Origin of the sequence: Rathayibacter rubneri (assembly GCF_023743255.1) — a bacterium.
Classification (GTDB): domain Bacteria; phylum Actinomycetota; class Actinomycetes; order Actinomycetales; family Microbacteriaceae; genus Rathayibacter; species Rathayibacter rubneri.
Genome location: NZ_JAMRYM010000064.1, coordinates 1 through 21852, shown reverse-complemented (window position 1 = coordinate 21852; position 21852 = coordinate 1). Strand labels below are relative to the sequence as shown.

Below are 21852 nucleotides of genomic sequence, written 5' to 3'. Positions count from 1 at the left end.
GGACTTGACGCCGCGCGCCCGCCCCCGCTCCCGCGTGGGAACCCCGCAGACCCCGGCTCACCAGCCGTCGGGCCCCGCGCTCCCCGCCGCGTACTCCTCGAGCGGAGCAGCGCCGTCGGCCCAGTGCGCGAGCACCGGCGTCACGATGCGCCAGCACTGCTCTGCGACGTCGCCCGGCACCGACAGCAGGGTGTCGCCCTGGAGGATCCCGGCGAGCACCTGCGCGTAGGCGTCGAGAGTCGCGGCGCCGGGCTCCGCCTGCAGCGTCGTGCGCTCGAGGCCGGTCAGGTCGTCGGCGCCGTTGACGAGCAGGTCGAGGGCGACGTCGCCGCCCTTGAGCGACATCCTCAGCACGGTGCCCGCGCCGGCCACGGCCGGGCGGAGGCCGCGGGGCGGCGTCGAGGGGCGGAAGTGCACGGCGACCTCGGTGCGCGGGTCGCCGATCGCCTTGCCGGAGCGCAGGACGAACGGCACGCCCGCCCAGCGCGGGGTGTCGACCTGCAGCAGCAGCTGCGCGAGCGTCTCGGTACCCGCGTCGGGGTCGACGTCGGACTCGTGGACGTACGAGGGGAGGAGCCGGCCGTCGATCCGCCCCTCCGTGTAGCGGGCCCGGCGGGCCGTCGCCGGATCGTCGCGCCAGAGCCGGACCGCACCGAGCAACTCGGCCATGCGCGCGTGGACGTCCTCGGGCGAGACCTCGTCGGGGCGCTCCATCGCGGTCAGGGCCAGCACCATCAGCAGGTGGCTCTGCAGCATGTCCCGCAGCGCTCCGGTGCCGTCGTAGAACTTCGCGCGCCCCTCGATGCCGAGGGTCTCGTCGTAGACGATCTCGACCTTCTCGATGTGCTCGGCGCTCCAGCCGGCCTCGAGCAGGGCGTTGCCGAAGCGCAGGCCCAGCATCCCCATCACGGTGGCGTTGCCGAGGAAGTGGTCGACACGCCAGAGGCGGTCCTCCGGGATCACGGCCGCGAGTGCGGCGTTCAGGGCGACGGCGTCGTCGAGGTCCTCGCCGAACGGCTTCTCGATCGCGACGACGAGATCCTCGGGCAGCTCGATCGCGGCCAGCGACTCCGCGACCGCGTGGCCCATCGCGGGCGGGAGGGCCACGTAGAGCACGGGCGTCGTGGGGCAGGCGTCGAGCAGGGCCGTCAGCTGCTTAGGATCGGAGGCGTCGGTCGCGACGAAGCGGGCGCGCGCGGCGAGGTCGTCGACGGTGCTCGCCGCGATCCCCGCGTCCTCGAGGCTGCGGCGCACGAGCGCCTGCCACTCCTCGTCGCTCTGCGGCGTGCGGGCGGCTCCGATGAGGGTGAGCTCCGAGTCGCGCGCGAGCTCCGCGACGCGCCCCAGTCCCGGCAGCAGCAGCCGCTCGGTGAGGTCGCCTCCCGCGCCCAGGATCGCGACGGTGCGCCGCGTCCGCTCGAGTGCGGTGGCCTCGGGGATCCCGATCTGCTCGGTCATGATGTCTCCTCCTGTGCGTCCGTCCTCACGGTAGGCGACGGGTCTGCGCTGTTCCTCCGTGCATCCTCCGTGCGCGCTCCGCGCGGGGTCCGGGGGTCCGGGCCGAGGGTCCGGGCCGAGGGAACCGTCGACCGTCGAGGGAACCCGGGCCTGCGGGCTCCCCGGACCGGCCGGGGTTCCCTCACCCCGCGGCCGGGCGCGCTAGCGTCGCTCCCGACGGCGGGAGACCGCCAGGGGGGAAGGTCCGCATGCTCGAGGAGTCCGACCGGGAGCTGATGCGGGTCGTGTCCCGCTACCTCAGGCGCGTGGAGGCGCTCGCCGCCACCGAGCAGACGGCCGAGCGCACCCCGCTCGGCGACGCGGTGAGCGAGCACCTCGGCGCCGACGCGACGACGCTCGCGGTGACCACCGAGGAGATCCTGCCGCACCGCCTGGTCGACGCCGACCTCGCTCTCGACGCGCTCGGAGGAGCCGAGGCGTCCGTCCTCGGCGTCGGCGGCGGCGAGCAGCGGTTCCACTCCTCCATCGGCGAGATGCTCGGCAACCCGCACACCCGCTTCGCCCCGGGCCCGGTGACCTACGCCACCCGCGCGACCGGCCCTCTGACCGACCGCCGCGTGATCGCGTTCGGCGTGCGGCTCCTCCGCTTCGAGGGCGTGCCGTTCGCGGTGCTGCAGCGCGACGCGATGCCGCAGACCGGCCGCGAGACGGCGTCGCTCGAGATCCTCTCGGCCGACGAGGGCGCCGTGCCCGCGTTCATCCGGCGGCTGCACGCTCTGATGGTCGAGCACAGCGTGCTGCGCGGCCAGGTGCTCTCGTTCGCGGGCTCCGAGTTCGGGCGCCACGCCGGGGCGACGTTCCTGCCCCGGCCCGACGTGGCGGCGGGCGACGTGGTGCTCGAGGACGGCGTGCTCGAGTCGGTCGTCGACCACGTCGTGGGCATCGGCGAGCACCGCGACGAGCTGCTCGCAGCGGGCCAGCACCTCAAGCGCGGGCTGCTGCTCTACGGCCCTCCCGGCACCGGCAAGACGCTGACCGTGCGGCACCTGCTCGCCCGCACCCCGGGCACGACCGCGGTCGTGCTCACCGGATCGAGCATCCGGTTCATCGGAGCCGCCGCCGAGATCGCGCGGACCTTCCCGCCCGCGCTGGTGGTCCTCGAGGACATCGATCTCGTCGCCATGGAGCGCGCGCACAGCCCCCAGCCGCTGCTCTTCGAGGTGCTCGACGCCCTCGACGGCCTCGACGGGGACGCCGACGTGGCCTTCGTGATGACCACCAACCGCGTGCAGGTCCTCGAGCGCGCCCTCGCCGCCCGACCCGGCCGGGTCGACCTCGGCGTCGAGATCCCGCTGCCGGGGCCCGGTGCCCGCCGCCGCCTCTTCCGCCGGTACGCCGCCTCCCTCCCGTTCAGCGAGACGGCCCTCGACGCCGCGGCCGAGCGGGCGGAGGGGACCACCGGCTCCTTCGCCAAGGAGCTGATGCGCCGCAGCGTGCTCGCGGCGGCCCTGCGCGGGGCGGCTCCGGGCGACGACGACCTCGCGGCGGCGCTCGACACCCTGCTCTCGTCGGCGGAGTCGCTGACGCGGCTGCTGCTCGGCAGCCCCGGCGAGCGCGGGACGGGGGCCGGCGAGGACGACGGGTCCGGAGAAGGCGACGGGTCCGGCGAGGACGACGGGTACGGAGAAGGCGACGGGTCGGATCAGGATCCCGGGTACGTCGCCGTCGCCGTCGACACGGGGATGCACGCTCCGACCCCCGGGATGAGCAGCACGTACTCCGTCTCCCGCGACCCCGACCCCGGAGTCTGAGCGGTCAGGAGCAGTAGACCCGCTCGAAGGCGAGGAGGGTCAACTGGAGCCGGATCTCCTCGACGTCGCCCCGCTGCCAGGCGTCGAGGAACTCCAGCACCTCCTGCGCATCGCTCTCGAGGCTCTCCGCTCCCTCGAGGGTCTCGGCGACGCCCCGCAGGTAGTCGAACCACTCGACCGCGGTCGTGGTCTCGACCGGCGAGTCCGAGTCCTGCCAGAACTGCGAGACCGTGTCGGTGGCGATCCCGCACGCCGTCGACAGCGCTTCACGTCCCTCCGGGTCGAGCTCGACGACGTTCCTGGCCCGCGCCGCGTCATCGACGACGGCCGTGGACTCCCGCGCGGCGCCGCTCAGGATCTCGTCCATCCCGCTTCTCACCTGCGCCAGGTCGTCCGACTGCCGGAGCACGTCGTCGGCGGCCTGCGGGAGCCGCCGGAGCAGCGGGGCCGTCTGCGAGCATCCGCTCAGCGAGGCCAGCAGCACCGTGGCGAGCAGCAGCGCCGTCGGCCGCCCTCGTGCGCGCCGCCTCGATCCGCCGCGGGGCAGGAGAGATGCGTCCATGGTCCGACTCCTTCGCTCGACCGATGGTCTCCGCGGCGCCCTCCCGCCGGACGGGGATCGAGGCAGGTCTAGCACTCGCGGGCCGTCGGCACCAGAGGCGCCTCCGCTAGCAGCACCCGCCCCGCGCAGCCAGTCCCTGCGCGGGACGGACGATCGTGGTCGACTGCTCGAACACGTCCCCGCTCGAAAGCCGGTCCCATGCTCTCCCTCGTGTACTCCAGCCGCGCCACCGCACCGTTCGACGAGGCGCACCTCGCGTCGCTCCTGCAGCAGAGCCGCGCCGACAACGGGCGCGCCGACCTCACCGGCATGCTGCTGTACCGCGACGGCCGCTTCCTCCAGGTGCTCGAGGGGCCCGACCACGCGGTGCAGGAGCGGATGGACGCGATCGCCCACGCCCCCCGCCACGAGTCGATCCGCATCCTGCTCCAGGAGACGACGACCGAGCGCCTCTTCCCCGAGTGGTCGATGGCCTACGCCGCCGTCCCCGATGCGGAAGGACAGCCGGAGGGCTTCCGCACCACGTTCGAGGACCTCGCCGGTGATCGCGACACGAGCATGACCCTGCCCGCCCTGCGCGAGCTCGTCCGCTGGTTCCAGGAGCGCCCGGCGGCCTGAGCCTCCGCCGGCCCTGGCATGCTCGAGGGGTGGGGAACGGGACGGGCGGTCGCGAGCTGCGACGGCTGCAGAGGCAGCACCGCGAGCTGCTGCACCGGCACTCCCTCGAGGTCGCCGATCCCGAGTGGGACCTGGTGCGCGACGCGGTCCTCTCCGTGCTGACGGAGGAGGACCTCTGCGGCCTCTTCCCCGGGTCGCCCGCCGACGAGTACCTCTTCGAGGCGGTCGATCTCACCCGGCTCCTCCTCCAGGACGGCGCGTGCCTCGGCCTGCACGTCCGGAGCTGCTGGGCGGCGCAGTTCGACACGGTGCTCGACGTCGAGACCGCCGATCGTCTCGCCGAGCGCATCACGGCGGAGGTGCGGGCGGCGACCGCCCCCACACCCTCCGCGGACCCCGTGCGCGAGGCCGGGGCCGAGTTCCTCCTCGGCGGCTGCCCGCCCCTCCACGTGGTCGCGGCGGCCGTCGAGCACGTCGCGGCGGGCGTTCCGGGCGAGCGGCTGCTCGCTCTCGCCTCCCTCTACTCCGACGCGTCGGTCTGGGAAGTGCTCGACGCCCTGAACGCGGCACTCGCGGAGGCGGGGGAGCCGCCGCTCGTCGAAGGCGACGACGAGACCGCGATCCTCGCGCTGCGCTCGGCGTGCCGGCGGTTCCTGGCGGGCGGGACGGACCTGCGGTCGCTCTCGTCGTGGACCCACAGCGCGATCGGACACGACGGCCCCGAGATCGCGGAACCACTCGTCCTCCTGGACGACGATCTGGATCTGTGGGGAGCGCAGGGCGTCGAGCCGGACGCGACGGCGCTCCTCGACGCACGCCTCCGGGCCGCCGCCTTCCTCCGCGCGACCGCCTGACCGCTCGCTCGCGGCAGTAGGCCGTGACGGATCGCCCCCGCACTCCGGAGCCGAGGCGACCGCGCGCAGCGCCTGCAGTCACCCCCAGCCGAGCTCGGCCAGCGCCTCCCGCGCATCGAGCCGCGGCGAGTACGGCACCTCGACGCCCCGTACGAGCCGGTAGTCCGTGTCACCCGGCCCCACCCAGAGCACGCTGTCGGAGTCGGTGGCCGAGCCCAGCGCCGAGCGGATCGCCTCCGCGGGCTCCGCGATCTCGCGCACGTCGCTCCCGTCGCGCGCCCCGTCGAGCAGCGCGCGCCGGATCCGCGCGGGGTCCTCCGACCGCGGATGGTGATCGGTGACGACGACCACGTCGGCCCCCTCCGCCGCCGCGCGCCCCATCGGCCCGCGCTTGGACGGGTCCCGGTCGCCGTCCGCTCCGAGCACCACGATCACGCGCCCCGGGGTCACCTCGCGCAGCGCAGCCACGGTCTTCTCGATCGAGTCGGGCGTATGCGAGAAGTCGAGGTACACCCGCGGCCCCCGCTCGCCCGACACCAGGAGCGACCGGCCCGGCACGTGCGCGTCGATGCCGTCGCGCACCGCCTCGGCGAGCGCCGCGAACGGATGCCCGGCCGACAGCAGCATCACGAGCGCGAGTCCCGCATCCGCCGCCATGTGCCGGCCGACCAGGGGGACGGAGGTGGTCAGCGACCCGTCGGGCCCGCTGAGCCGGAACGCGGTCCCGGTGCTCGTCGCCTCGAGCACGTCGACGCGCCAGTCGGCGTCGGTGCGCGGAACGGAGGCGACCGTGACCACCGGCACCTCGGCGAGGTCGCGCATCCGCTCGCCCGCCGGCGAGTCGAGAAGCAGCACGGCGCGCTCCGACAGCTCCGGACGCAGCAGCCGCGCCTTCGCCCGCAGGTACTCGTCCATGTCCGCGTAGTCGTCGAGGTGGTCGTGGCTGAGGTTCGTGAAGCCGGCGACCTCGAAGCGCAGCCCGTCGACGCGGTGCCGCGTGAGCGCCTGCGCGCTGACCTCGAGCGCAGCGGCGTCGACCCCGTCCTCGACCATGCGCGCGAGCAGCGCGTGCACCTCCGGCGCCTCGGGGGACGTGAGCCGGCTCGCGATCTCGACGGGGCCGCTCCGCCGCGTCGCCGTCGAGCTGTGCCCGACGCGCCGGCCGAGCTGCTCGAGCACCGCCGTGAGCAGGTGCACGGTCGTCGTCTTGCCGTTGGTCCCGGTGACGCCGAAGAGCGGCGGGCGGGCGGAGTCGGTGCCGTAGACGCGCGCGGCGACCGGGCCCAGCACGCGGCGCGGATCCGGAGCGACGAGCACGGGCAGGCCGTCGACCCGCCGCGCGCCGTCCTCGTCGGTGAGCACGGCGACGGCCCCCGCCGCCCTGGCCCGGTCGACGAAGTCGGCGCCGTGCGCACCCCGGCCCGGCAGCGCGGCGAACAGACCGCCCGGCTCGACCTCGCGGTCGCTGACCGTGACGCTGGTCACCCGCGGATCCGGCCCGTCGAGGCGCAGGCCCGCGGTCGCGGCGAGCTCCGAGAGCATCGCTCCCACCGCGCGGCGCGGCCGGAGGAACGAGAAGTCCGGCACCGCGCCCCTCACCTGATCAGCGGGCGCATCGATCCGGCCCGTTCCGCCGATCGTAGGAAACCGCTCGCCGGGGGTGAAGAGAGTTGACAAGCACCGGGCGACCCGATCCGCAGGAGGTCGATGGAGGAGGCGAGCTCCTCTGGCCGGGCGACGTCGGAGCACGGCTCCTCTCGGCGTCTCCCCTCGTCGGGTTCGGACTGCTCGTGTCCGCGTGGACGCGGCGGGTGCAGGAGCTCGCGGGCGCGCCCCCGGTGAAGCGGGGCGGTCGGGAGCGCCGCAGTGGGCGTCCACTCCGAGCGTCGGCCCTATCGCCGCTGGTGCGCTCGCCGGAGAAGTGGGAGAGGGCGGCTCCGTGACTCCCGGCCGGCGCATCCCGCTCCCTTCCGCAGCCCTCGCGGCGCTGCTCTCACTGGCCGGATGCTCGCTTCCGGCCGAGAGCGACGATCCCGTCGTCGAGGAGTCTCCGGTCGGCGAGACCGCGGTCTGGGAGCTCGCCGATCCGTCCGACGTGTCACCGCGGAGCGAGCAGGTGGATCTCCTCGCCAGCCGCCTCGAGTGCGCCTCAGGAGTCACTGGCGCGACCCTGCCGCCCGTCGTCTCCCTCGGTGAGGAGGACGTCGTCATCCGTGTGGACGCGTCCTGGAACGGGGCATCCGGGGGGACCTGTCCCGCCAACGACCTCGTTCCTGTCACCGTTCAGCTCGGCGAGCCCCTCGGTCCGCGGGCGCTGAGCGACGGCGCCTGCCTCCGGGAGGACGCCGCGGGGACCTCCTCGTGCGAGGACAGCGGCGTCCGTCTCGGCGGGCGGTAGCACCGTCGGGGACTCGTCTCGGATGGCGACGCGGGTCTCCTCCACAGGGCGTTCCGGAAGCCTGATCATCTTCGACGGGCGATCTCCGCCGTCCGGTGTCGGTAGTCCCTGATTCAATACCCGTATGGCAGAGATCGGAACGGCGGAGGCGGCCCTCACGCGGGTGCACGAGTACGGCGACGAGGCGTCGCGGCTCGTGCGCTCCGCAGCGCCCGTGCTCCTCGCCGCCACCGAGGCGCTCTACGCGGGGTACCGCTCAGCCCTCGCCTGTCCGGAGGCGTTCTCGCGCGGCGGTGGCGCAGGCGCGGCCCGCAGCGAGGCGGCAGACCTCGTCGAGCGGTCGATCCGTGCCGAGTTCGCGGTCGCGCTCGGAGTCTCGGAACGCGTCGCCTCGCGGGAGCTGGAGCAGGCGCAGCTGCTCACCGAGGACCTCCCCCGCACACGTGCGGCTCTCGCCGCGGCTCGGATCCGCTGGGAGGCCGGCCAGGTGATCTGCTCGGCCGCCGCCACCCTGCCCGTCGCCTCCCGCGCGGCGTTCGACGAGCGCGCCGCCGAGGTCGCGGTGTCGATGACGCCGACCCAGCTGCGGCGCGCGGTGGCGCGGCTCCGCGAGGAGCTGCACGAGCAGCCGCTCGCCGACCGGCACGCCCGCGCCCGCGACGACCGGTCGGTGTGGGTCACTCCGGAGCTCGACGGCATGGCGACGCTGTCGGCGTACCTGCCGGCCGCCGCCGCCGTCGGCGCGTTCCACCGCCTGGACCGCATCGCCCGCACCCTCCGCGACTCAGCCGCAGACGGGGACGGGGATGGGGACGGTTCCGTGACCGCTGACGCGCGCACCCTCGCCCAGCTGCGCGCCGACGCCCTCACCGATCTGCTCTGCGACGGCGACGTCTCCGGCACCACGCCGGTGGACGACGACTCGGCCGTCTCTCCGACCTTCGTGCCGGGGATCCGAGCGGAGGTGCGGCTGACGCTCTCGGCGACCACCGCTGCCGGGCTCGACGACCACCCCGCCGACCTCGACGGCTACGGACTCGTGCCCGCCGCCGTCGCCCGCCTGCTGGCGGGTCCGGGATCGACCGTCACGCCGGTCACGACGGCTCCCGGCACGGGCGCGGTCCTCGACGTCGGGCGCACCCTCCGCGTCCCGCCGCCCCGGATGCGCCTGTTCCTGCAGCTGCGCGACCGGACCTGCCGGTTCCCCGGCTGCACCCGCTCCGCCTCCACCGCGGAGGCCGACCACACCCTCGAGTGGCGCCACGGAGGCACGACCGCCGTGCACAACCTCGCCTCCCTGTGCGTCGCCCACCATCACGTCCGCCACGGCGACCGGTGGACCTACGTCCTCCATCCCGACGGGGTCGCCGACTGGACCACTCCCACCGGCCGCCGGGTCACGACCCGACCAGCGGCCCTCCCCGGAGGACCACCCGAGCCGACCCCTCGGCCACGGTTCGTCGACCCGCCGCCGTTCTGAGGCGCGTCGCCACCCCGGCGCGCCGGGCACTCGGCCCACTACTCCCCCGTCGGCCGCCGCCGCTGCTTCTTCGTCGCCGACCGCTGCTGCTTGGCGACGGCGTGCCGCCGGGCCGACCCCCGCGTCGGCCTGGTCGGTCGGCGCGGGGCCGCCGGCGGCGCCAGCGCCGAGCTCACCAGCCCGCGCAGCGACTCCAGCGCCGCCTCGCGGTTCCGCAGCTGCGACCGCTGCTCCGACACCGTCACGGTCAGCGTCCCCGAGACCAGCCGCCGTCCCAGCCGCTCGAGGATCCGCTCCCGCTGCGACTCGTCCAGCACCGCGGATCCCGCCACGTCCCACGTCAGCTGCACCCGGCTGTCCGACGTGTTCACGTGCTGCCCGCCCGGCCCCGACGACCGCGAGAACCGCCACTGCAGCTCCGACGCCGGGATCGTCAGACCGCGGCCGACCTCGAGATCCACGACGCCCCACCTCCCTCGAGCGTCAGCACTGGAGCACCACCGCGCCGTAGTGCGTCCCCGCGCCCGTGCCGACCAGCAGCAGGGACTCCCCCTCCCGGGGCCGCGCGCGATGCAGCGCGAGCGGCAGAGCGGAGCCGATCGTGTTGCCGACCTCGGGCAGCGTGACCACCATCCGCTCGCGCCCCCACAGCCGCGCCATGCCCTCGAGCCCCGCGCCGCTCGTCTGGTGCGGCACGACGCGGTCGATCCCCGGCAGGCCCGAGCCGAGCCCCGGCCGCACGGTCTCGAGGAACGCCGGGAAGTGCCGCAGCGCGTCGATCAGCAGCCGGATCCCGTCCATGTCGAAGCAGAAGTCCCCGAGCCGGTCCGCCGCCTCCTCGATCCGGATGCGCGAGCCGAACCCGCGGATCTCGGCGTGCACCACTCCGCTCGTGCGCGTCGTGAACCTCGACGTCGTGATCCCCTGCCCTGCATCGGAGGCGCGCCCCACGACGACGGCCGCGGCCGCATCGCCGATCAGCAGGGCACTCTCGGGCTGGCCGAGGTCGATGCCGCGACTGCCGCCCTCCGTCGACACGATCAGCACGCGCTCGGCGCGGTGCGTCGCGAGCAGGAACCCCGCCTCCTGCAGCGCGAAGAGGAACGAGAGGCAGGTGGCGTTCAGCGAGTACGCCGAGACGTCGGTCATGCCGAGCCCGGCGGCGAGCAGCGCGCCCCCGTCGGGGATCGCCTGCAGCTGCGTGCCCGACGCGTTCAGCACCACGTCGATGTCGCCCGGCTCGAGCTCGGCCGCGGCGAGCGCCCGGCGCGCCGCGAGGAGCCCCAGCTCGAGCGGATCCTCGTCGTCCGAGAGCCAGTGCCGCGTCACGACTCCGGTGCGGCGGATCGCCTCGTCGGCGTCCAGTCCGCAGAGCCCGGCGATCTCGGCGGTCGGCACGACCCGCCGAGGCAGCGCCTCTCCGGTGCCCAGGAGGCGGACGGGGAGCACGTCGGACACGATCGCGTCCCTCCTGCGCCGGCCCGTCGGAGGTCGCCGCTCCCCCTGTATAGCGGGGATGCGCCGTCCGTGCTCGTTAGGGTGGAGCGGTCACGGCAGGAGGGGGCCCGCGTGGATTTCTGGGTCGTCGTGCCCCTCTTCAACGAGGAGAAGCTGCTCCGCGGCACCCTCGACGCCCTCGCGGCGCAGACCGACCAGGACTTCACCCTCCTGCTCGTCGACAACGGCAGCACCGACCGCTCGCGCGAGGTGATCGCCGCGTTCGCCGCCGAGCGTCCGGAGCGGCCCGTGCTCGCGATCGACGAACCGCAGAAGGGCACCGGAGCCGCCTCCGACACCGGCTTCCGGTACGCGATCGCGCACGGGGCCTCCGTCGTCGCGCGCACCGACGCCGACTCGCTGCCGGACGAGCACTGGGTCGAGCTGCTGAAGGCCGACTTCCGAGCCGGCCTCCGCTTCGTCGGCGGACGCGTCGCTCCGCGCACCGACGAGCCCGACTACCGCTGGTACGACGGAGTGATCGGCACCGCTCTCATCCGCCTCCTCGAGCGGGCGCCCGGTGTCGTCTACCGCCGCCCGGGCCAGCGCTACCGGATGTTCATGATCGCCGGGCTGAACCTCGCGATCGACGCCGAGCTGTACCTCGAGGTCGGCGGCTTCCCGCGCTCGAGCATCGACGACACCGACGAGGACCTCGAGCTGCATCTGAAGGTCTGCCGGGTGATTCCCGGCACGCAGGCGAGGCTGAACCGCCGCGCGATCGTCCGCTGCTCGATCCGCAAGGGCAAGGCGCTGGGCTACCTGGGGATCCTGCTCTGGTACTGGGGCCGCAAGAAGGGCCTGGAGGTCGTCGATGTCCGCTGAGCCGCGCACGACCCGCGCACCCCGCCGCGTCCTCGTCACCGGCGCCACCGGCTTCCTCGGCGGACACGCCGTCCGCGCGTTCCTCGCCGAGGGCGACGAGGTGATCGCCTCGGGCCGGAACGCGAGCGCCCTCGAGCGCCTCGCCGCGGCAGGAGCCGAGACGATCGCCGCCGACCTGGCCGACCTCGCGACGCTCGCCGTCCGCGCGGACGTCCTCGTCCACTCCGCCGCCCTGTCGAGCCCGTGGGGCCGGTGGAGCGACTTCCGCGAGGCGAACGTCGCGGGCACGGAGGCGATGGTCGGCCTCGCCGAGCGCGCCGGCATCCCGCGCATCGTCTTCGTCTCGTCGCCGAGCATCTACTCCGCCCGGCGCCATCAGCACCTGGTGCGCGAGGACCAGTTCGACCCGGACAGCCGGATGAGCCTCTACATCCGCAGCAAGATCGAGGCCGAGCGCGTGCTCCAGGAGGCTCTGGGCGCCGGCCGGATCCGCGAGCTCGTGATCCTCCGCCCGCGCGGCCTGATCGGCGTCGGCGACCCGAGCCTGATCCCCCGCTTCGTCGCCGCGAACCGCCGCCGCGGCATCCCGCTCTTCGACGGCGGCCGCAACGTCGTCGACGTCACCTGCGTCGAGAACGCCGCCCGCGCGCTGGTCCTCGCCGCCGGCACGGAGCACGCGGACGGCAGCGTCTACAACATCACCAACGGCGAGCCGACCCCGTTCGGCGACCTGCTGCGCGCGTTCTTCGCCGCGATGGGCGAGGAGCCGCGCTTCCTCACCGTCGACCTGCGCCTCCTGACCGCACTCGCCGAGGTCCTCGAGCGGGTCTACCTGAGGCTGCCGGGAGGCGCCGAGCCGCCCTTCACCCGCTACACCGTCGCCACCCTCGCCTACGCCCAGACCCTCGACATCTCGCGGGCGCGCGCCGAACTCGGCTACGAGCCGACCGTGCCGCTGGCCGAGGGCATCCGCCGCGTCGGCGAGCACTACCGGGCCGCCCGTGCCTGAGCCCGAGCCGGCCCTGCGCGTCTTCGCCTGCGGAGACACCGCCTTCCCGCTCGCCCGCGTGTTCCGCGGCGAGGCCCCCCCCCGCCGCACCTTCCCCTCGTCCGTCTTCCTGTACAGGCACCCGAGCGGCCGCCGCGTGCTCTACGACACCGGCTACCCGCCGTCCCTGGCGGGCACCGGCCCTGTCGGCGCCCTCTACCGGCGGATCCTGCCGGCGCGCGTCACTCCCGCCGAGACGATCGACGCCCGGCTGCGCTCCGAGGGGCTCGCGCCCGACGACATCGACTGCGTCGTGCTCTCGCACCTGCACCCCGACCACGTCGGGGGGCTCCGGTACTTCCCGAACGCGACGCTGGTGCTCTCGCGCGGCCAGCTCGAGCGGATCGAGCGCAGCCGCATCACCGACGGCGTCTTCCGGGCGCTGATCCCGCCCTGGTTCGCCGACTCCGAGCGCCTCGTCGTCGACGAGCAGCCCGTCGTCACCGTCGCCGGAGTGAGCGGCGCCGACCTCTTCGGCGACGGCCGCTTCGTGGTGGCCCCGCTCCCGGGCCACGCCCTCGGCCACCTCGGCGCCCTCGTCGAGGGCCGGTTCCTGCTCGCCGGCGACGCCGCCTGGGGCCGCGAGTTCCTGGAGTGGTCCGACCGCCTGCGCCCGCTCCCGCGCCTCATCAGCGACGACCCGGCGGCCCACCACCGCACCTCCGAGCAGCTGCTGCGCCTCGAGGCGTCGGGACTCACCCTCTGCTTCAGCCACGACGCGTACCCGTCCCGGGTGCTGCTGGACTGAGGGTCCGCGGCCCCCGGGCCCACCGCGCGCTCAGCCCGGGAAGTCCTCCGGCCAGCCGCGCTCCGCGAGGGAGCGGCGCACGCGCTCGACGTCGACGTCCGACGGCAGCTCCGAGGTGATGCGGGCGATCGCCGCGGCCACGTCGATCCGGCTCGCGGGCAGCGCGCCCTCCGCGTCGAGCCCGGCGGCCACCTCCGCGACCTCCTCATCGGTCAGCCGCCGGCGCAGCAGCGCCACGAGCGGCACGAAGTCCTGCTCGGGCAGCCCCGCCGGGTAGCCGGCGCGCAGCCAGCGCACGATGCGCGTGACGAGTCCGACCGGCGGCGCGTCCGCCTCCGGCAGCCCGAGCGGCCATCCCGCGCTCGCGAGACGGACGGAGACGCGCACCAGGTCCGCGGGCAGCGCCGGACCCAGCAGCATCTCCTCGATCCGGAGCCGGAGCCGCGCGCGGTCCAGCGGCACCCCCGCCGCGTCCGCCCGGGACGCGTCGTGCACCAACCGCTCGACGACCTGCTCGACCTCCTCGGGCGTGAGGCTGCGGCGCAGGATGCCCAGCAGCGGCACGTAGTCCTGCTCCGGGACACCGGCCGGGTAGCCGGCGCGCAGCCAGCCGACGACGCGGGCGACGAGACCGCCCTCGGTCACCTGCTCGCTCATGCTCAGTCCTTCGGGACGAAGACGGGGATCCCGCGCGAGAAGTCGACCTCCTGGCCGAAGCCGGTGGCGAGGATGATGCTCAGCCCCACGACCACCGCGAGCACGACGATCGCGAAGCAGGCGACCCCGACCACGCGCAGCAGCGGCACGGGGAGGCGCGGCTGCTCGCCGGAGACACCACCCGCGACCGCGAACGAGCGGACGCCCAGGGCGAAGAGGACGGGCAGGCCGGCCCCGAGGAGGACGGCGACGAGCGCCACCTGACCGGCGGCCTCGAAGAACAGTGCGAGCACGGTGCTACTCCTCAGACTTCAGGGGTTCAGACGTCGGATTCAGGGGGTTCAGACGTTCAGGGTCTCGGGCGTCGGGCGGCGGGAGTCCTGCCACTCGTCGTTGACGTTGTGCGAGCCGATCGCGTCGCGGCGCGAGCGGACGTAGATCAGCACGGCGACCGCGACGAGGATCGCCGCCATCAGCAGGCCGCCCAGCGCCCCGCCCGCGAGGTGGCCGATCCACCACATCACCGCGCCGACGAGCCCGGCGGCGGGCAGCGTGATCACCCAGGCGATCACCATGCGCAGCGCCACGCGCCAGCGCACCTGGGCGCCGGGGCGTCCGACGCCGGAGCCGAGGATCGAGCCGGTCGCGACGTGCGTGGTCGAGAGGGCGAAGCCGAGGTGGCTCGAGGCGAGGATCACTGCGGCGGACGAGCTCTCGGCCGCCATGCCCTGCGGGGTGTCGATCTCGACGAGGCCCTTGCCGACCGTGCGGATGATGCGCCACCCGCCGATGTAGGTGCCGAGCGAGATGGCCAGCGCGCAGCTCAGCTTGACCCAGAAGGGGACCGAGCCGGTGTCGCTCCAGCCGCCGGCCGCGATCAGCGCCAGCGTGATCACTCCCATGGTCTTCTGCGCGTCGTTCGTGCCGTGCGCGAGCGAGACGAGGGACGCGCTGCCGATCTGGCCGATGCGGAAGCCGTGGTCCAGGCTCTTCGACGCGAGGTTCCCGACGACCTTGAAGACCAGCCAGGTGCCGATCGCCGCGACCGCGCCGGCGAGCACGGGCGACATCAGCGCCGGCAGGATCACCTTGCCGACGACGCCGTCGAGCTTCGAGCCGTCGCCCGCCCAGTTGACGCCGTCGACGCCGAGGCCGGCGAGCGTCGAGCCGATCAGGCCGCCGAAGAGGGCGTGGGAGGAGCTCGACGGCAGTCCCAGCAGCCAGGTCAGCAGGTTCCAGATGATGCCGCCGATGAGCCCGGCGAGCACGATCAGCAGCAGAGCGGATCCGCCGCCCTCGAGCAGCGCCGGGTCCGGCGCGCCGGACGAGTCCTGGATCTTGACCACGGCGTTGGTGACGGTCAGCGCCACCTCGATGCTGAGGAACGCGCCCACGAGGTTGAGGGACGCGGACAGCGCGACGGCGACCTTCGGCTTCAGCGCACCGGTCGCGATGGACGTGGCCATCGCGTTGGCGGTGTCGTGGAAGCCGTTGGTGAAGTCGAACGCGAGAGCGGTGACGACGACCAGGACGAGCAGAACGAAGGGATCCACGCAGGAATGATGCGCCTGCCGGAGGGCCCCCGGGCAGGGTCGGCCGATGTATTTACCGGCTATTCACTTTCGCCGGGCGTCAGTGCCCGGACGGCAGCGGCGGCGTGAGGTCCGGGGTGTGCTCGGGGTCGGAGTCGACGACGGGCTCGTCCTCGTGCGGCACGCTCGGCAGCGGCGGGGTGAGATCGGGGATCTGCTCGGGATCGGCGCTGGGCGCGGCGACCGGAGCCGCGTGCTTCGGCTCGTTCGTCACGGTGCCCCGCTCGGCCGCCTCCGCCTTCTTCGCGGCCTTGGCCTGCGTGCGCTGCAGCTTCTCGGTCTGCTCGGCGAGCTTCCGCGCCTTCTTGCGCAGCTTCTTGCTGGAGTCGCGCACCGCCTCGTGCGCCGCGCGGACCGACTTCGCGGCCTTCTTCAGGGCCTTCTTCGCCCGCTTCTCGGCCGCCTTGTCGCTGCCGGCCTTGCCGCCCTTGGTCTGCGCCATGGTGTCGTCCTCCGCTCGTCGGCCTCGACGGGCCGTCCTCCCCTTACGGTACCGAGCCGGTCCCGTGCGGCGCCTGCACGAGACATCGGGTGACGGTGGCGCGCCGCGTCGGATCCGGCGTACAACTGCGGCATGACCGATCGCCTCTCGCCCCGCGCGTTCCGCGCCGTCCCCGGGACCGAGGACTGGCGCGTCGTCGGCGACGGGGCACGCGCCTGGTTCCCGACCGGCTCCTTCGCCGACGGCGCGGCCCTCGTCGCCGCCGTCGCGGAGATCGCCGAGGCCGCGGACCACCACCCCGACGTCGACCTGCGCTGCGGAGGGGTCGCCGTGCGCCTGGTCAGCCACGACGTCGGCGACATCAGCCGCCGCGACGCCGCGCTGGCCGTCCGCATCTCGGCCGTCGCCCGCGAACTCGGACTCACCGCCGACCCGTCCCTCGTGCAGAGCCTGCAGATCGCGATCGACGCGGTCGACGTGGAGGCGGTGCGTCCGTTCTGGCGGGCCGTGCTCGGCTGCTCCCCCGTCGAGGACGCCGACCTCACCGATCCCCGGGCCCTGAGCCCGAACCTCTGGATCCAGCGGATCGCCGCCCCGCGCCCCGAGCGCAACACGATCCACCTCGACCTCTACGTCCCCCGCGACGTCGTCGAGTCGAGGATCTCCGCCGCACTCGCCGCAGGAGGCCGCATCGTGAACGAGGACCACGCGCCGGAGTGGTGGACGCTCGCCGATCCCGAGGGCAACGAGGTCGATGTGGCCCCCTGGCGCGACGACAGCGAGTGGAGCGATTGAACCGAGAGCCGCAGCGTCTGGGAGTGGCGTCCGCGAGTCGCGCGCACTCGGGGAGCACGGCAGGCTGGACGCATGGTCTTCTCCTCCGACCCCACCGGCTTCCTCGGCAAGCACGGCCAGCGGCGCCCGATGCGCGGCCCCCGGCGCGATCGCTGGATGTGGTGGCGCCTGGGCGCGGGCGTCGCCGCCACCGTCGGCGGGCTGATCGCCCTGCTGGTGTTCACCAGCGGGTCGTACTAGACCGGTCCCTGGAGGGCCGGACCGGTCCCGGAGAGGCGGATCCCGTGGAGAGAGTGACCGGCATCGGCGGAGTGTTCTTCGCCGCCCGCGATCCCGAGGCGCTCGGCGCCTGGTACGCGCGGCACCTCGGGATCGACGAGCCGCCGACGACCTACGGCGCGTCGTCGTGGCGGCAGGACGCCGGGTCCACGGTGCTCGCGCCGATGGCCGCCGGATCGGAGCACCTGGGTCCTTCGGGGTGGGCCCTGAACTTCCGCGTGCGCTCGCTGGACGCGATGATCGAGCAGCTCCGCTCCGCCGGCATCGTCGTCGAGGTCGATCCGGAGCACTACCCGAACGGGCGCTTCGCCGACCTGGTCGATCCCGAGGGCAACCGGATCCAGCTCTGGCAGCCCGAGGGCGCGGACGAGTAGGCGCATCACCGCGGCGGAGCAGCATCCCGGTGGAGGGGCTTGACTGCTGAGCACTCTCCCAGGTCGAATCCCGAGCACCTCGGGTAATCTGGAGGGTCGTACGGCGCGGAGACCGCGGCCGTGACGGTTCCCCAGCCCCAGCAGCGCGGGGGCGGGGCGCTGCGAACGACCCGGAAACTCTGACTGCATGCACCACGAGGATCTCGCCCCGACCCCGTCCCCCCGGGGAGTCGGGCAGACCGACAGCTCCACCGCTCTGCCGACCCGGCGCCAGCTGCGCGCCCAGCACGAGGCCCAGCGCACCGCCGGACGTCGCGCCTCCCGTCGGCCGTCTAAGCCCCGCGCCTCCGCGATGGCGGCCATGACCTTCGTCGTCGGCATCGCGGTCACCACGACCATGCCGGCCTTCGCCGTCGAGGGCGCCACCGACCCCGAGGTCGTGCGCGACACGACGAGTGCCGTGGCGGCCGCCCGCCCGCAGAGCTTCGTCGCGGCCGGCGCCGTGCAGCACACCGTCACCCGTGACGCCTTCGCCGCCGAGGCGAAGCCCGAGGTCCTCGTGCCCACCGAGTCGCTCGACGCGATCACCGCCGGAGCGGGCGAGTCGACCGCCGCCGCGGACGGCGCCTCCGGCAGCTGGATGATCCCGGTGTCCGGTCGCATCAGCAGCAGCTACGGCCCGCGCCCCGACGCACCGGTCTCGGGCGTCAACCTGTTCCACAAGGGCACCGACCTCGCCGCCTCGTGCGGCACCCCGATCGTCGCGGCGTCGGGCGGCGTCGTCGAGGAGTCGACGTACTTCGGCACCTACGGCAACTGGATCCTGATCGACAACGGCGGCGGCATCGAGACCGGCTACGCCCACAACAGCGAGTTGCTCGTCGACGTGGGCGACACGGTCGCCGCCGGCGACGTGATCGCGCTCCTCGGGAGCACGGGCGCCTCCTCCGGCTGCCACCTGCACTTCGAGACCCGCGTCGACGGCGAGGCGGTCGACGCCGTGCCGTTCATGAGCGCTCTGGGCGTGCCGCTGGGCTGACGCCGCCTCAGCCCGGAGCCGGCACCGTCCGCGGTCCGGTCGACACGGTTCCCGACCAGCGGGCGTCCGCCGGTACGGTCGTGACGACGATGCGGGCGTCCTGGTCGACGGAGATCTGCATGCTCGCGCCGTTGCCCTCGTTCGGGTCGCCGCGCGTGATGCCCTCGTCGGAGAAGCACTTCGAGCCGCTGGTCATCAGGCCCTCGATCTCGACGGTCACCTCCGCGTCCGCGGTGTCGCAGGCGACGGCGAGGCGGATCGAGAGCGGTTCGCCCACCAGGCGGACGGTCTGCGGCTCCGGAGCCCCGATCCGGTCGGTCCAGGTGACCGCCGCCGTCTGACCTTCCGGCAGATCCAGCGGTCCGATCGGACCCGGAGTCGGAGTCGACGTGGCCGTGGCCGTGGCCGTCGCGGTCGGCGTCGCCGCCTCCTCGGCCGGTGCCGTGCAGCCCGCCAGCGCGAGCACCGCGAGCATCGTCGCGGCCCCTGTCGTGGTCGTCCTTCTCATCACCATCGCGGATCCCCCTGTCCGTCTCGGTCCTTCCGGTCTACCCGAGGTCGGCGTCCGGCGGGACGGTCTCTGCGGCCCTTGCCAGGGTCGGCTGGAGCGACGCCGCACCCCGGCACGGAGCCGCCACCCAGAAAACCGAGCAACACTTGGGAGCGAGTCGAAGGGCGTCCGTGAACGAGCACGGAGCCGGACTCGCCGGCCCCGCCGACCCCTTCGCTCATCGAGCAGGAGGTTCCCCATGTCCACCACGCAGCCGTCCACCACGCAGCCGTCCACCACGCAGCCGTCCACCACGCAGCGCTTCACCGATCGCGTCGTCCTCATCACCGGCGGCGGGTCCGGACTCGGCCGCGCCGCCGCCGTCCGCCTCGCCGAGGAGGGCGCGAAGCTCGCCCTCGTCGACATCTCCGAGGAGGGCCTCGCCGCCTCCGTCGAGGCCGTGACCGCGGTCGTCCCCGACGCCGAGATCCTCACGGTCACCGCCGACGTGTCGCAGGAGGAGGACGTCGACGCCTACGTCGCCGCCACCCTCGAGCACTTCGGCCGCATCGACGGCTTCTTCAACAACGCGGGCATCGAGGGTCGGCAGAACCTCACCGAGGACTTCACCGCCGCCGAGTTCGACAAGGTCGTCGCGATCAACCTGCGCGGCGTGTTCCTCGGCCTCGAGAAGGTCCTCAAGGTCATGCGCGAGCAGGGCTCCGGCATGGTCGTGAACACCGCGAGCGTCGGCGGGATCACCGGCATCGGCAACCAGTCCGGCTACGCGGCCGCCAAGCACGGCGTCGTCGGCCTCACCCGCAACTCCGGCATCGAGTACGGCCAGTACGGCATCCGCATCAACGCGATCGCCCCCGGCGCCATCTGGACCCCCATGGTCGAGAACTCGATGAAGCAGCTCGACCCCGAGAACCCGCGCAAGGCGGCGGAGGAGTTCATCCAGGTCAACCCGACCAAGCGCTACGGAGAGGCCGCCGAGATCGCCTCGGTCGTCGCGTTCCTGCTCTCGGACGACGCCGCCTACGTCAACGCGGTCGTCCTCCCCATCGACGGCGGCCAGTCCATCAAGTACTGACCGGGTGGGGTGCGCCGCGCGGCGGGGGAGAATGAGTCCATGAATCCCACCGGGAGCTTCCGCGCCGCGCGCGACACCCTGCTCCAGCACCGCACCGACGCGGCCGCCGCGACCGAGGCCTTCCGCTGGCCCGACGTGGGCCCCCGCTTCAACTGGGCCGTCGACTGGTTCGACGCGATCGCGATCGGCAACGAGCGGACCGCGCTGTGGATCGTCGAGGAGGACGGCTCGGAGCAGAAGGTCTCGTTCGACGAGATGCGCTGGCGCTCGGACGAGGTCGCCACCTGGCTGCACTCGGTCGGCGTCGAGCAGGGCGATCACGTGATGCTCATGCTGGGCAACCGGGTCGAGCTCTGGGAGTCGATGCTCGCGATCATGAAGCTGGGCGCGGTCATCCTGCCCACCACGACGCTCCTCTCGCCGGCCGACCTGGCCGACCGCCTCGAGCGCGGCGAGGTCGCGCACGTGATCGCCGACGTCTCCGAGACCGCGAAGTTCGACGACGTGGAGGGCGGTTTCGGCCGCATCTCGGTCGGCGGGGCGGTCGACGGCTGGCTCGACTACGCCGACTCCGCGGAGCCCTTCGGCATCAGCCCGGCGGTGGTCGTCGAGAGCACCGACCCGTGCTTGATCTACTTCACCTCGGGCACGACGTCCCGGCCCAAGATGGTCGTCCACACGCACGAGTCGTACCCCGTCGGGCACCTCAGCACCATGTACTGGCTGGGCGTGCAGCCCGGCGACGTCCACTCCGCGATCAGCTCCCCCGGCTGGGGGAAGCACGCGTGGAGCTGCTTCTTCGCGCCGTGGAACGCCGAGGCGACGGTCTTCGTCTACAACTACAGCCGCTTCTCGCCCACGGCGCTGCGCGAGCAGCTCGACCGTGCGGGAGTCACCACCTTCTGCGCCCCGCCGACCGTGTGGCGGATGCTGATCCAGTCCGAGCTCGGCGCGAAGCCGCGCGCGCTGACCGAGATCCTCTCGGCCGGCGAGCCGCTGAACCCCGAGGTCATCGCCACGATCGAGCGCAGGTGGGGACTCGGGATCCGCGACGGCTACGGCCAGACCGAGACCACCGCGATCATCGCGAACCCGCCCGGTGCCGAGATCGTGCCCGGGGCGATGGGCCGCCCGCTGCCCGGTGTCGCGATCGCGCTGATCGATCCCCTCACGGGCGAGAGCGCGTCGACCGGCGAGATCTGCCTCGACCTCTCGACCGAGCCCGTGAACCTCATGTCGGGGTACCACGGCGACGAGGAGCGCACCGCGCTCGCCCGCGCCGACGGCTACTTCCACACGGGTGACGTCGCCGTGCGCGCCGTCGACGGCACCATCACGTTCGTCGGCCGCACCGACGACATCTTCAAGTCCTCCGACTTCAAGATCTCGCCGTTCGAGGTCGAGAGCGTGCTGCTGCAGCACCCCGCCGTCGCCGAGTCGGCGGTCGTGCCCGCTCCGGATGCGGTGCGCCAGAGCATCGTGAAGGCCTACGTCGCGCTCGCCGAGGGCTGGGAGCCCACCGCCGAGACGGCCGCCTCGATCTTCGCGCACACCCGCGAGGTGCTGTCGTCCTTCGAGCGCGTGCGCCGGCTCGAGTTCGCGGAGCTGCCCAAGACCATCTCGGGCAAGATCCGCCGGGTCGAGCTGCGCGACCGCGAGCAGGCCGCCTTCGACCGTGGCGAGGAGCTCACGACGGAGTGGCGGAGCGACCGCGTCCCGCCGCACCGGTCGGCGCCAGCGGCTCCCTGATCCGGGCACCGCGGCGCTCGCCGCGACTCGATCCTCCACA

The 21852-nt window shown here is 73.7% G+C and carries 24 protein-coding genes; 14 read left to right on the top strand and 10 right to left on the bottom strand.

All coding sequences use genetic code 11. From position 1 onward, the window contains the following. Positions 1-57: 57 nt before the first annotated feature. On the bottom strand, positions 58-1458 hold the full coding sequence (locus NB037_RS13565) for a glucose-6-phosphate dehydrogenase (protein ID WP_251946569.1): 1401 nt from the start codon (positions 1456-1458) through the stop codon (positions 58-60). Positions 1459-1706: 248 nt separating this feature from the next. Between NB037_RS13565 and NB037_RS13560 the strand changes: the two genes are divergently transcribed. Further along, positions 1707-3269, top strand: a complete 1563-nt coding sequence (locus tag NB037_RS13560; protein WP_251946567.1) for an AAA family ATPase — start codon at positions 1707-1709, stop codon at positions 3267-3269. A 4-nt stretch (positions 3270-3273) separates the two neighbouring features. On the opposite strand, the gene NB037_RS13555 is transcribed toward NB037_RS13560, so the two are convergent. Further along, positions 3274-3831 carry a hypothetical protein gene (locus NB037_RS13555; protein ID WP_251946565.1) on the bottom strand — a complete coding sequence of 186 codons (558 nt, stop codon included), beginning with the start codon at positions 3829-3831 and terminating at the stop codon, positions 3274-3276. 198 nt (positions 3832-4029) lie between these two features. Between NB037_RS13555 and NB037_RS13550 the strand changes: the two genes are divergently transcribed. After that, on the top strand, positions 4030-4449 hold the full coding sequence (locus tag NB037_RS13550; protein WP_251946563.1) for a BLUF domain-containing protein: 420 nt from the start codon (positions 4030-4032) through the stop codon (positions 4447-4449). Between the two features lie 29 nt (positions 4450-4478). Continuing rightward, on the top strand, positions 4479-5303 hold the full coding sequence (locus tag NB037_RS13545; protein WP_251946561.1) for a hypothetical protein: 825 nt from the start codon (positions 4479-4481) through the stop codon (positions 5301-5303). A gap of 78 nt (positions 5304-5381) precedes the next feature. Here the strand turns inward: NB037_RS13545 and NB037_RS13540 are convergent, their stop codons facing one another. After that, positions 5382-6890 carry a Mur ligase family protein gene (locus tag NB037_RS13540; RefSeq protein WP_251946559.1) on the bottom strand — a complete coding sequence of 503 codons (1509 nt, stop codon included), beginning with the start codon at positions 6888-6890 and terminating at the stop codon, positions 5382-5384. Positions 6891-7242: 352 nt separating this feature from the next. On the opposite strand from NB037_RS13540, the gene NB037_RS13535 reads away from it, so the two are divergent. Beyond that, the gene (locus tag NB037_RS13535) at positions 7243-7701 is read left to right on the top strand and encodes a hypothetical protein (RefSeq protein ID WP_251946558.1); all 459 of its coding nucleotides are present in this window, start codon (positions 7243-7245) and stop codon (positions 7699-7701) included. Positions 7702-7825: 124 nt separating this feature from the next. Continuing rightward, on the top strand, positions 7826-9181 hold the full coding sequence (locus tag NB037_RS13530) for an HNH endonuclease signature motif containing protein (protein WP_251946556.1): 1356 nt from the start codon (positions 7826-7828) through the stop codon (positions 9179-9181). A 38-nt stretch (positions 9182-9219) separates the two neighbouring features. On the opposite strand, the gene arfB is transcribed toward NB037_RS13530, so the two are convergent. After that, positions 9220-9642: an alternative ribosome rescue aminoacyl-tRNA hydrolase ArfB gene (gene arfB, locus NB037_RS13525; RefSeq protein WP_251946554.1), complete on the bottom strand. Its 423-nt coding sequence runs from the start codon at positions 9640-9642 to the stop codon at positions 9220-9222. Between the two features lie 22 nt (positions 9643-9664). Continuing rightward, entirely contained in the window at positions 9665-10639 is a 975-nt protein-coding gene (locus NB037_RS13520; RefSeq protein ID WP_251946552.1) for a 3-oxoacyl-[acyl-carrier-protein] synthase III C-terminal domain-containing protein, read from the bottom strand. A gap of 111 nt (positions 10640-10750) precedes the next feature. Here NB037_RS13520 and NB037_RS19935 point away from each other — a divergent pair, with 111 nt between their 5' ends. Genes NB037_RS19935 through NB037_RS13505 form a run of 3 tightly spaced genes read left to right on the top strand, consistent with a single transcriptional unit; the run spans position 10751 to position 13299 of the window. After that, the gene (locus tag NB037_RS19935) at positions 10751-11503 is read left to right on the top strand and encodes a glycosyltransferase family A protein (RefSeq protein ID WP_251946550.1); all 753 of its coding nucleotides are present in this window, start codon (positions 10751-10753) and stop codon (positions 11501-11503) included. Then, positions 11493-12512 (top strand): NAD-dependent epimerase/dehydratase family protein, encoded by a 1020-nt coding sequence (locus NB037_RS13510; RefSeq protein WP_251946549.1) that lies wholly within the window; start codon positions 11493-11495, stop codon positions 12510-12512. The genes NB037_RS19935 and NB037_RS13510 overlap by 11 nt, the downstream gene beginning before the upstream one ends. Continuing rightward, positions 12505-13299 carry an MBL fold metallo-hydrolase gene (locus NB037_RS13505; RefSeq protein WP_251946547.1) on the top strand — a complete coding sequence of 265 codons (795 nt, stop codon included), beginning with the start codon at positions 12505-12507 and terminating at the stop codon, positions 13297-13299. Before NB037_RS13510 ends, NB037_RS13505 begins: the two co-directional genes overlap by 8 nt. 30 nt (positions 13300-13329) lie before the next feature. Here the strand turns inward: NB037_RS13505 and NB037_RS13500 are convergent, their stop codons facing one another. From NB037_RS13500 to NB037_RS13485, 4 genes are all read right to left on the bottom strand, one after another. Continuing rightward, entirely contained in the window at positions 13330-13956 is a 627-nt protein-coding gene (locus NB037_RS13500; RefSeq protein WP_251946545.1) for a DUF3349 domain-containing protein, read from the bottom strand. A 2-nt stretch (positions 13957-13958) separates the two neighbouring features. Then, on the bottom strand, positions 13959-14249 hold the full coding sequence (locus tag NB037_RS13495) for a hypothetical protein (RefSeq protein ID WP_251946543.1): 291 nt from the start codon (positions 14247-14249) through the stop codon (positions 13959-13961). A 48-nt stretch (positions 14250-14297) separates the two neighbouring features. Beyond that, positions 14298-15509: an inorganic phosphate transporter gene (locus NB037_RS13490; RefSeq protein ID WP_251946541.1), complete on the bottom strand. Its 1212-nt coding sequence runs from the start codon at positions 15507-15509 to the stop codon at positions 14298-14300. Positions 15510-15588: 79 nt separating this feature from the next. Beyond that, positions 15589-15990 carry a hypothetical protein gene (locus NB037_RS13485; RefSeq protein WP_251946539.1) on the bottom strand — a complete coding sequence of 134 codons (402 nt, stop codon included), beginning with the start codon at positions 15988-15990 and terminating at the stop codon, positions 15589-15591. A 132-nt stretch (positions 15991-16122) separates the two neighbouring features. Between NB037_RS13485 and NB037_RS13480 the strand changes: the two genes are divergently transcribed. From NB037_RS13480 to NB037_RS13465, 4 genes are all read left to right on the top strand, one after another. Next, positions 16123-16785 carry a 4a-hydroxytetrahydrobiopterin dehydratase gene (locus NB037_RS13480; protein ID WP_251946537.1) on the top strand — a complete coding sequence of 221 codons (663 nt, stop codon included), beginning with the start codon at positions 16123-16125 and terminating at the stop codon, positions 16783-16785. Positions 16786-16857: 72 nt separating this feature from the next. Continuing rightward, complete coding sequence (locus tag NB037_RS13475; protein WP_251946536.1) at positions 16858-17025, top strand: hypothetical protein; 168 nt, start codon at positions 16858-16860, stop codon at positions 17023-17025. A 44-nt stretch (positions 17026-17069) separates the two neighbouring features. Next, positions 17070-17438, top strand: a complete 369-nt coding sequence (locus NB037_RS13470; protein ID WP_251946533.1) for a VOC family protein — start codon at positions 17070-17072, stop codon at positions 17436-17438. A gap of 187 nt (positions 17439-17625) precedes the next feature. Next, positions 17626-18477 carry a M23 family metallopeptidase gene (locus tag NB037_RS13465; protein WP_251946531.1) on the top strand — a complete coding sequence of 284 codons (852 nt, stop codon included), beginning with the start codon at positions 17626-17628 and terminating at the stop codon, positions 18475-18477. 7 nt (positions 18478-18484) lie between these two features. On the opposite strand, the gene NB037_RS13460 is transcribed toward NB037_RS13465, so the two are convergent. Then, positions 18485-18991 (bottom strand): hypothetical protein, encoded by a 507-nt coding sequence (locus NB037_RS13460; protein WP_251946529.1) that lies wholly within the window; start codon positions 18989-18991, stop codon positions 18485-18487. Between the two features lie 235 nt (positions 18992-19226). On the opposite strand from NB037_RS13460, the gene NB037_RS13455 reads away from it, so the two are divergent. Further along, entirely contained in the window at positions 19227-20063 is an 837-nt protein-coding gene (locus tag NB037_RS13455; protein ID WP_251946528.1) for a glucose 1-dehydrogenase, read from the top strand. A 39-nt stretch (positions 20064-20102) separates the two neighbouring features. After that, positions 20103-21812 (top strand): AMP-binding protein, encoded by a 1710-nt coding sequence (locus NB037_RS13450; protein ID WP_251946525.1) that lies wholly within the window; start codon positions 20103-20105, stop codon positions 21810-21812. Positions 21813-21852 lie beyond the last annotated feature (40 nt).

Coding starts and splice junctions, on each gene's coding strand:
- NB037_RS13500 (WP_251946545.1), bottom strand. CDS start 13,956: ATGAGCGAGCAGGTGACCGAGGGCGGTCTCGTCGCCCGCGTCGTCGGC.
- NB037_RS13450 (WP_251946525.1), top strand. CDS start 20,103: ATGAATCCCACCGGGAGCTTCCGCGCCGCGCGCGACACCCTGCTCCAG.
- NB037_RS13510 (WP_251946549.1), top strand. CDS start 11,493: ATGTCCGCTGAGCCGCGCACGACCCGCGCACCCCGCCGCGTCCTCGTC.
- NB037_RS13455 (WP_251946528.1), top strand. CDS start 19,227: ATGTCCACCACGCAGCCGTCCACCACGCAGCCGTCCACCACGCAGCCG.
- NB037_RS13555 (WP_251946565.1), bottom strand. CDS start 3,831: ATGGACGCATCTCTCCTGCCCCGCGGCGGATCGAGGCGGCGCGCACGA.
- NB037_RS13480 (WP_251946537.1), top strand. CDS start 16,123: ATGACCGATCGCCTCTCGCCCCGCGCGTTCCGCGCCGTCCCCGGGACC.
- NB037_RS13475 (WP_251946536.1), top strand. CDS start 16,858: ATGGTCTTCTCCTCCGACCCCACCGGCTTCCTCGGCAAGCACGGCCAG.
- NB037_RS13530 (WP_251946556.1), top strand. CDS start 7,826: ATGGCAGAGATCGGAACGGCGGAGGCGGCCCTCACGCGGGTGCACGAG.
- NB037_RS13465 (WP_251946531.1), top strand. CDS start 17,626: ATGCACCACGAGGATCTCGCCCCGACCCCGTCCCCCCGGGGAGTCGGG.
- NB037_RS13460 (WP_251946529.1), bottom strand. CDS start 18,991: ATGGTGATGAGAAGGACGACCACGACAGGGGCCGCGACGATGCTCGCG.
- NB037_RS13485 (WP_251946539.1), bottom strand. CDS start 15,990: ATGGCGCAGACCAAGGGCGGCAAGGCCGGCAGCGACAAGGCGGCCGAG.
- NB037_RS13565 (WP_251946569.1), bottom strand. CDS start 1,458: ATGACCGAGCAGATCGGGATCCCCGAGGCCACCGCACTCGAGCGGACG.
- NB037_RS13550 (WP_251946563.1), top strand. CDS start 4,030: ATGCTCTCCCTCGTGTACTCCAGCCGCGCCACCGCACCGTTCGACGAG.
- NB037_RS13560 (WP_251946567.1), top strand. CDS start 1,707: ATGCTCGAGGAGTCCGACCGGGAGCTGATGCGGGTCGTGTCCCGCTAC.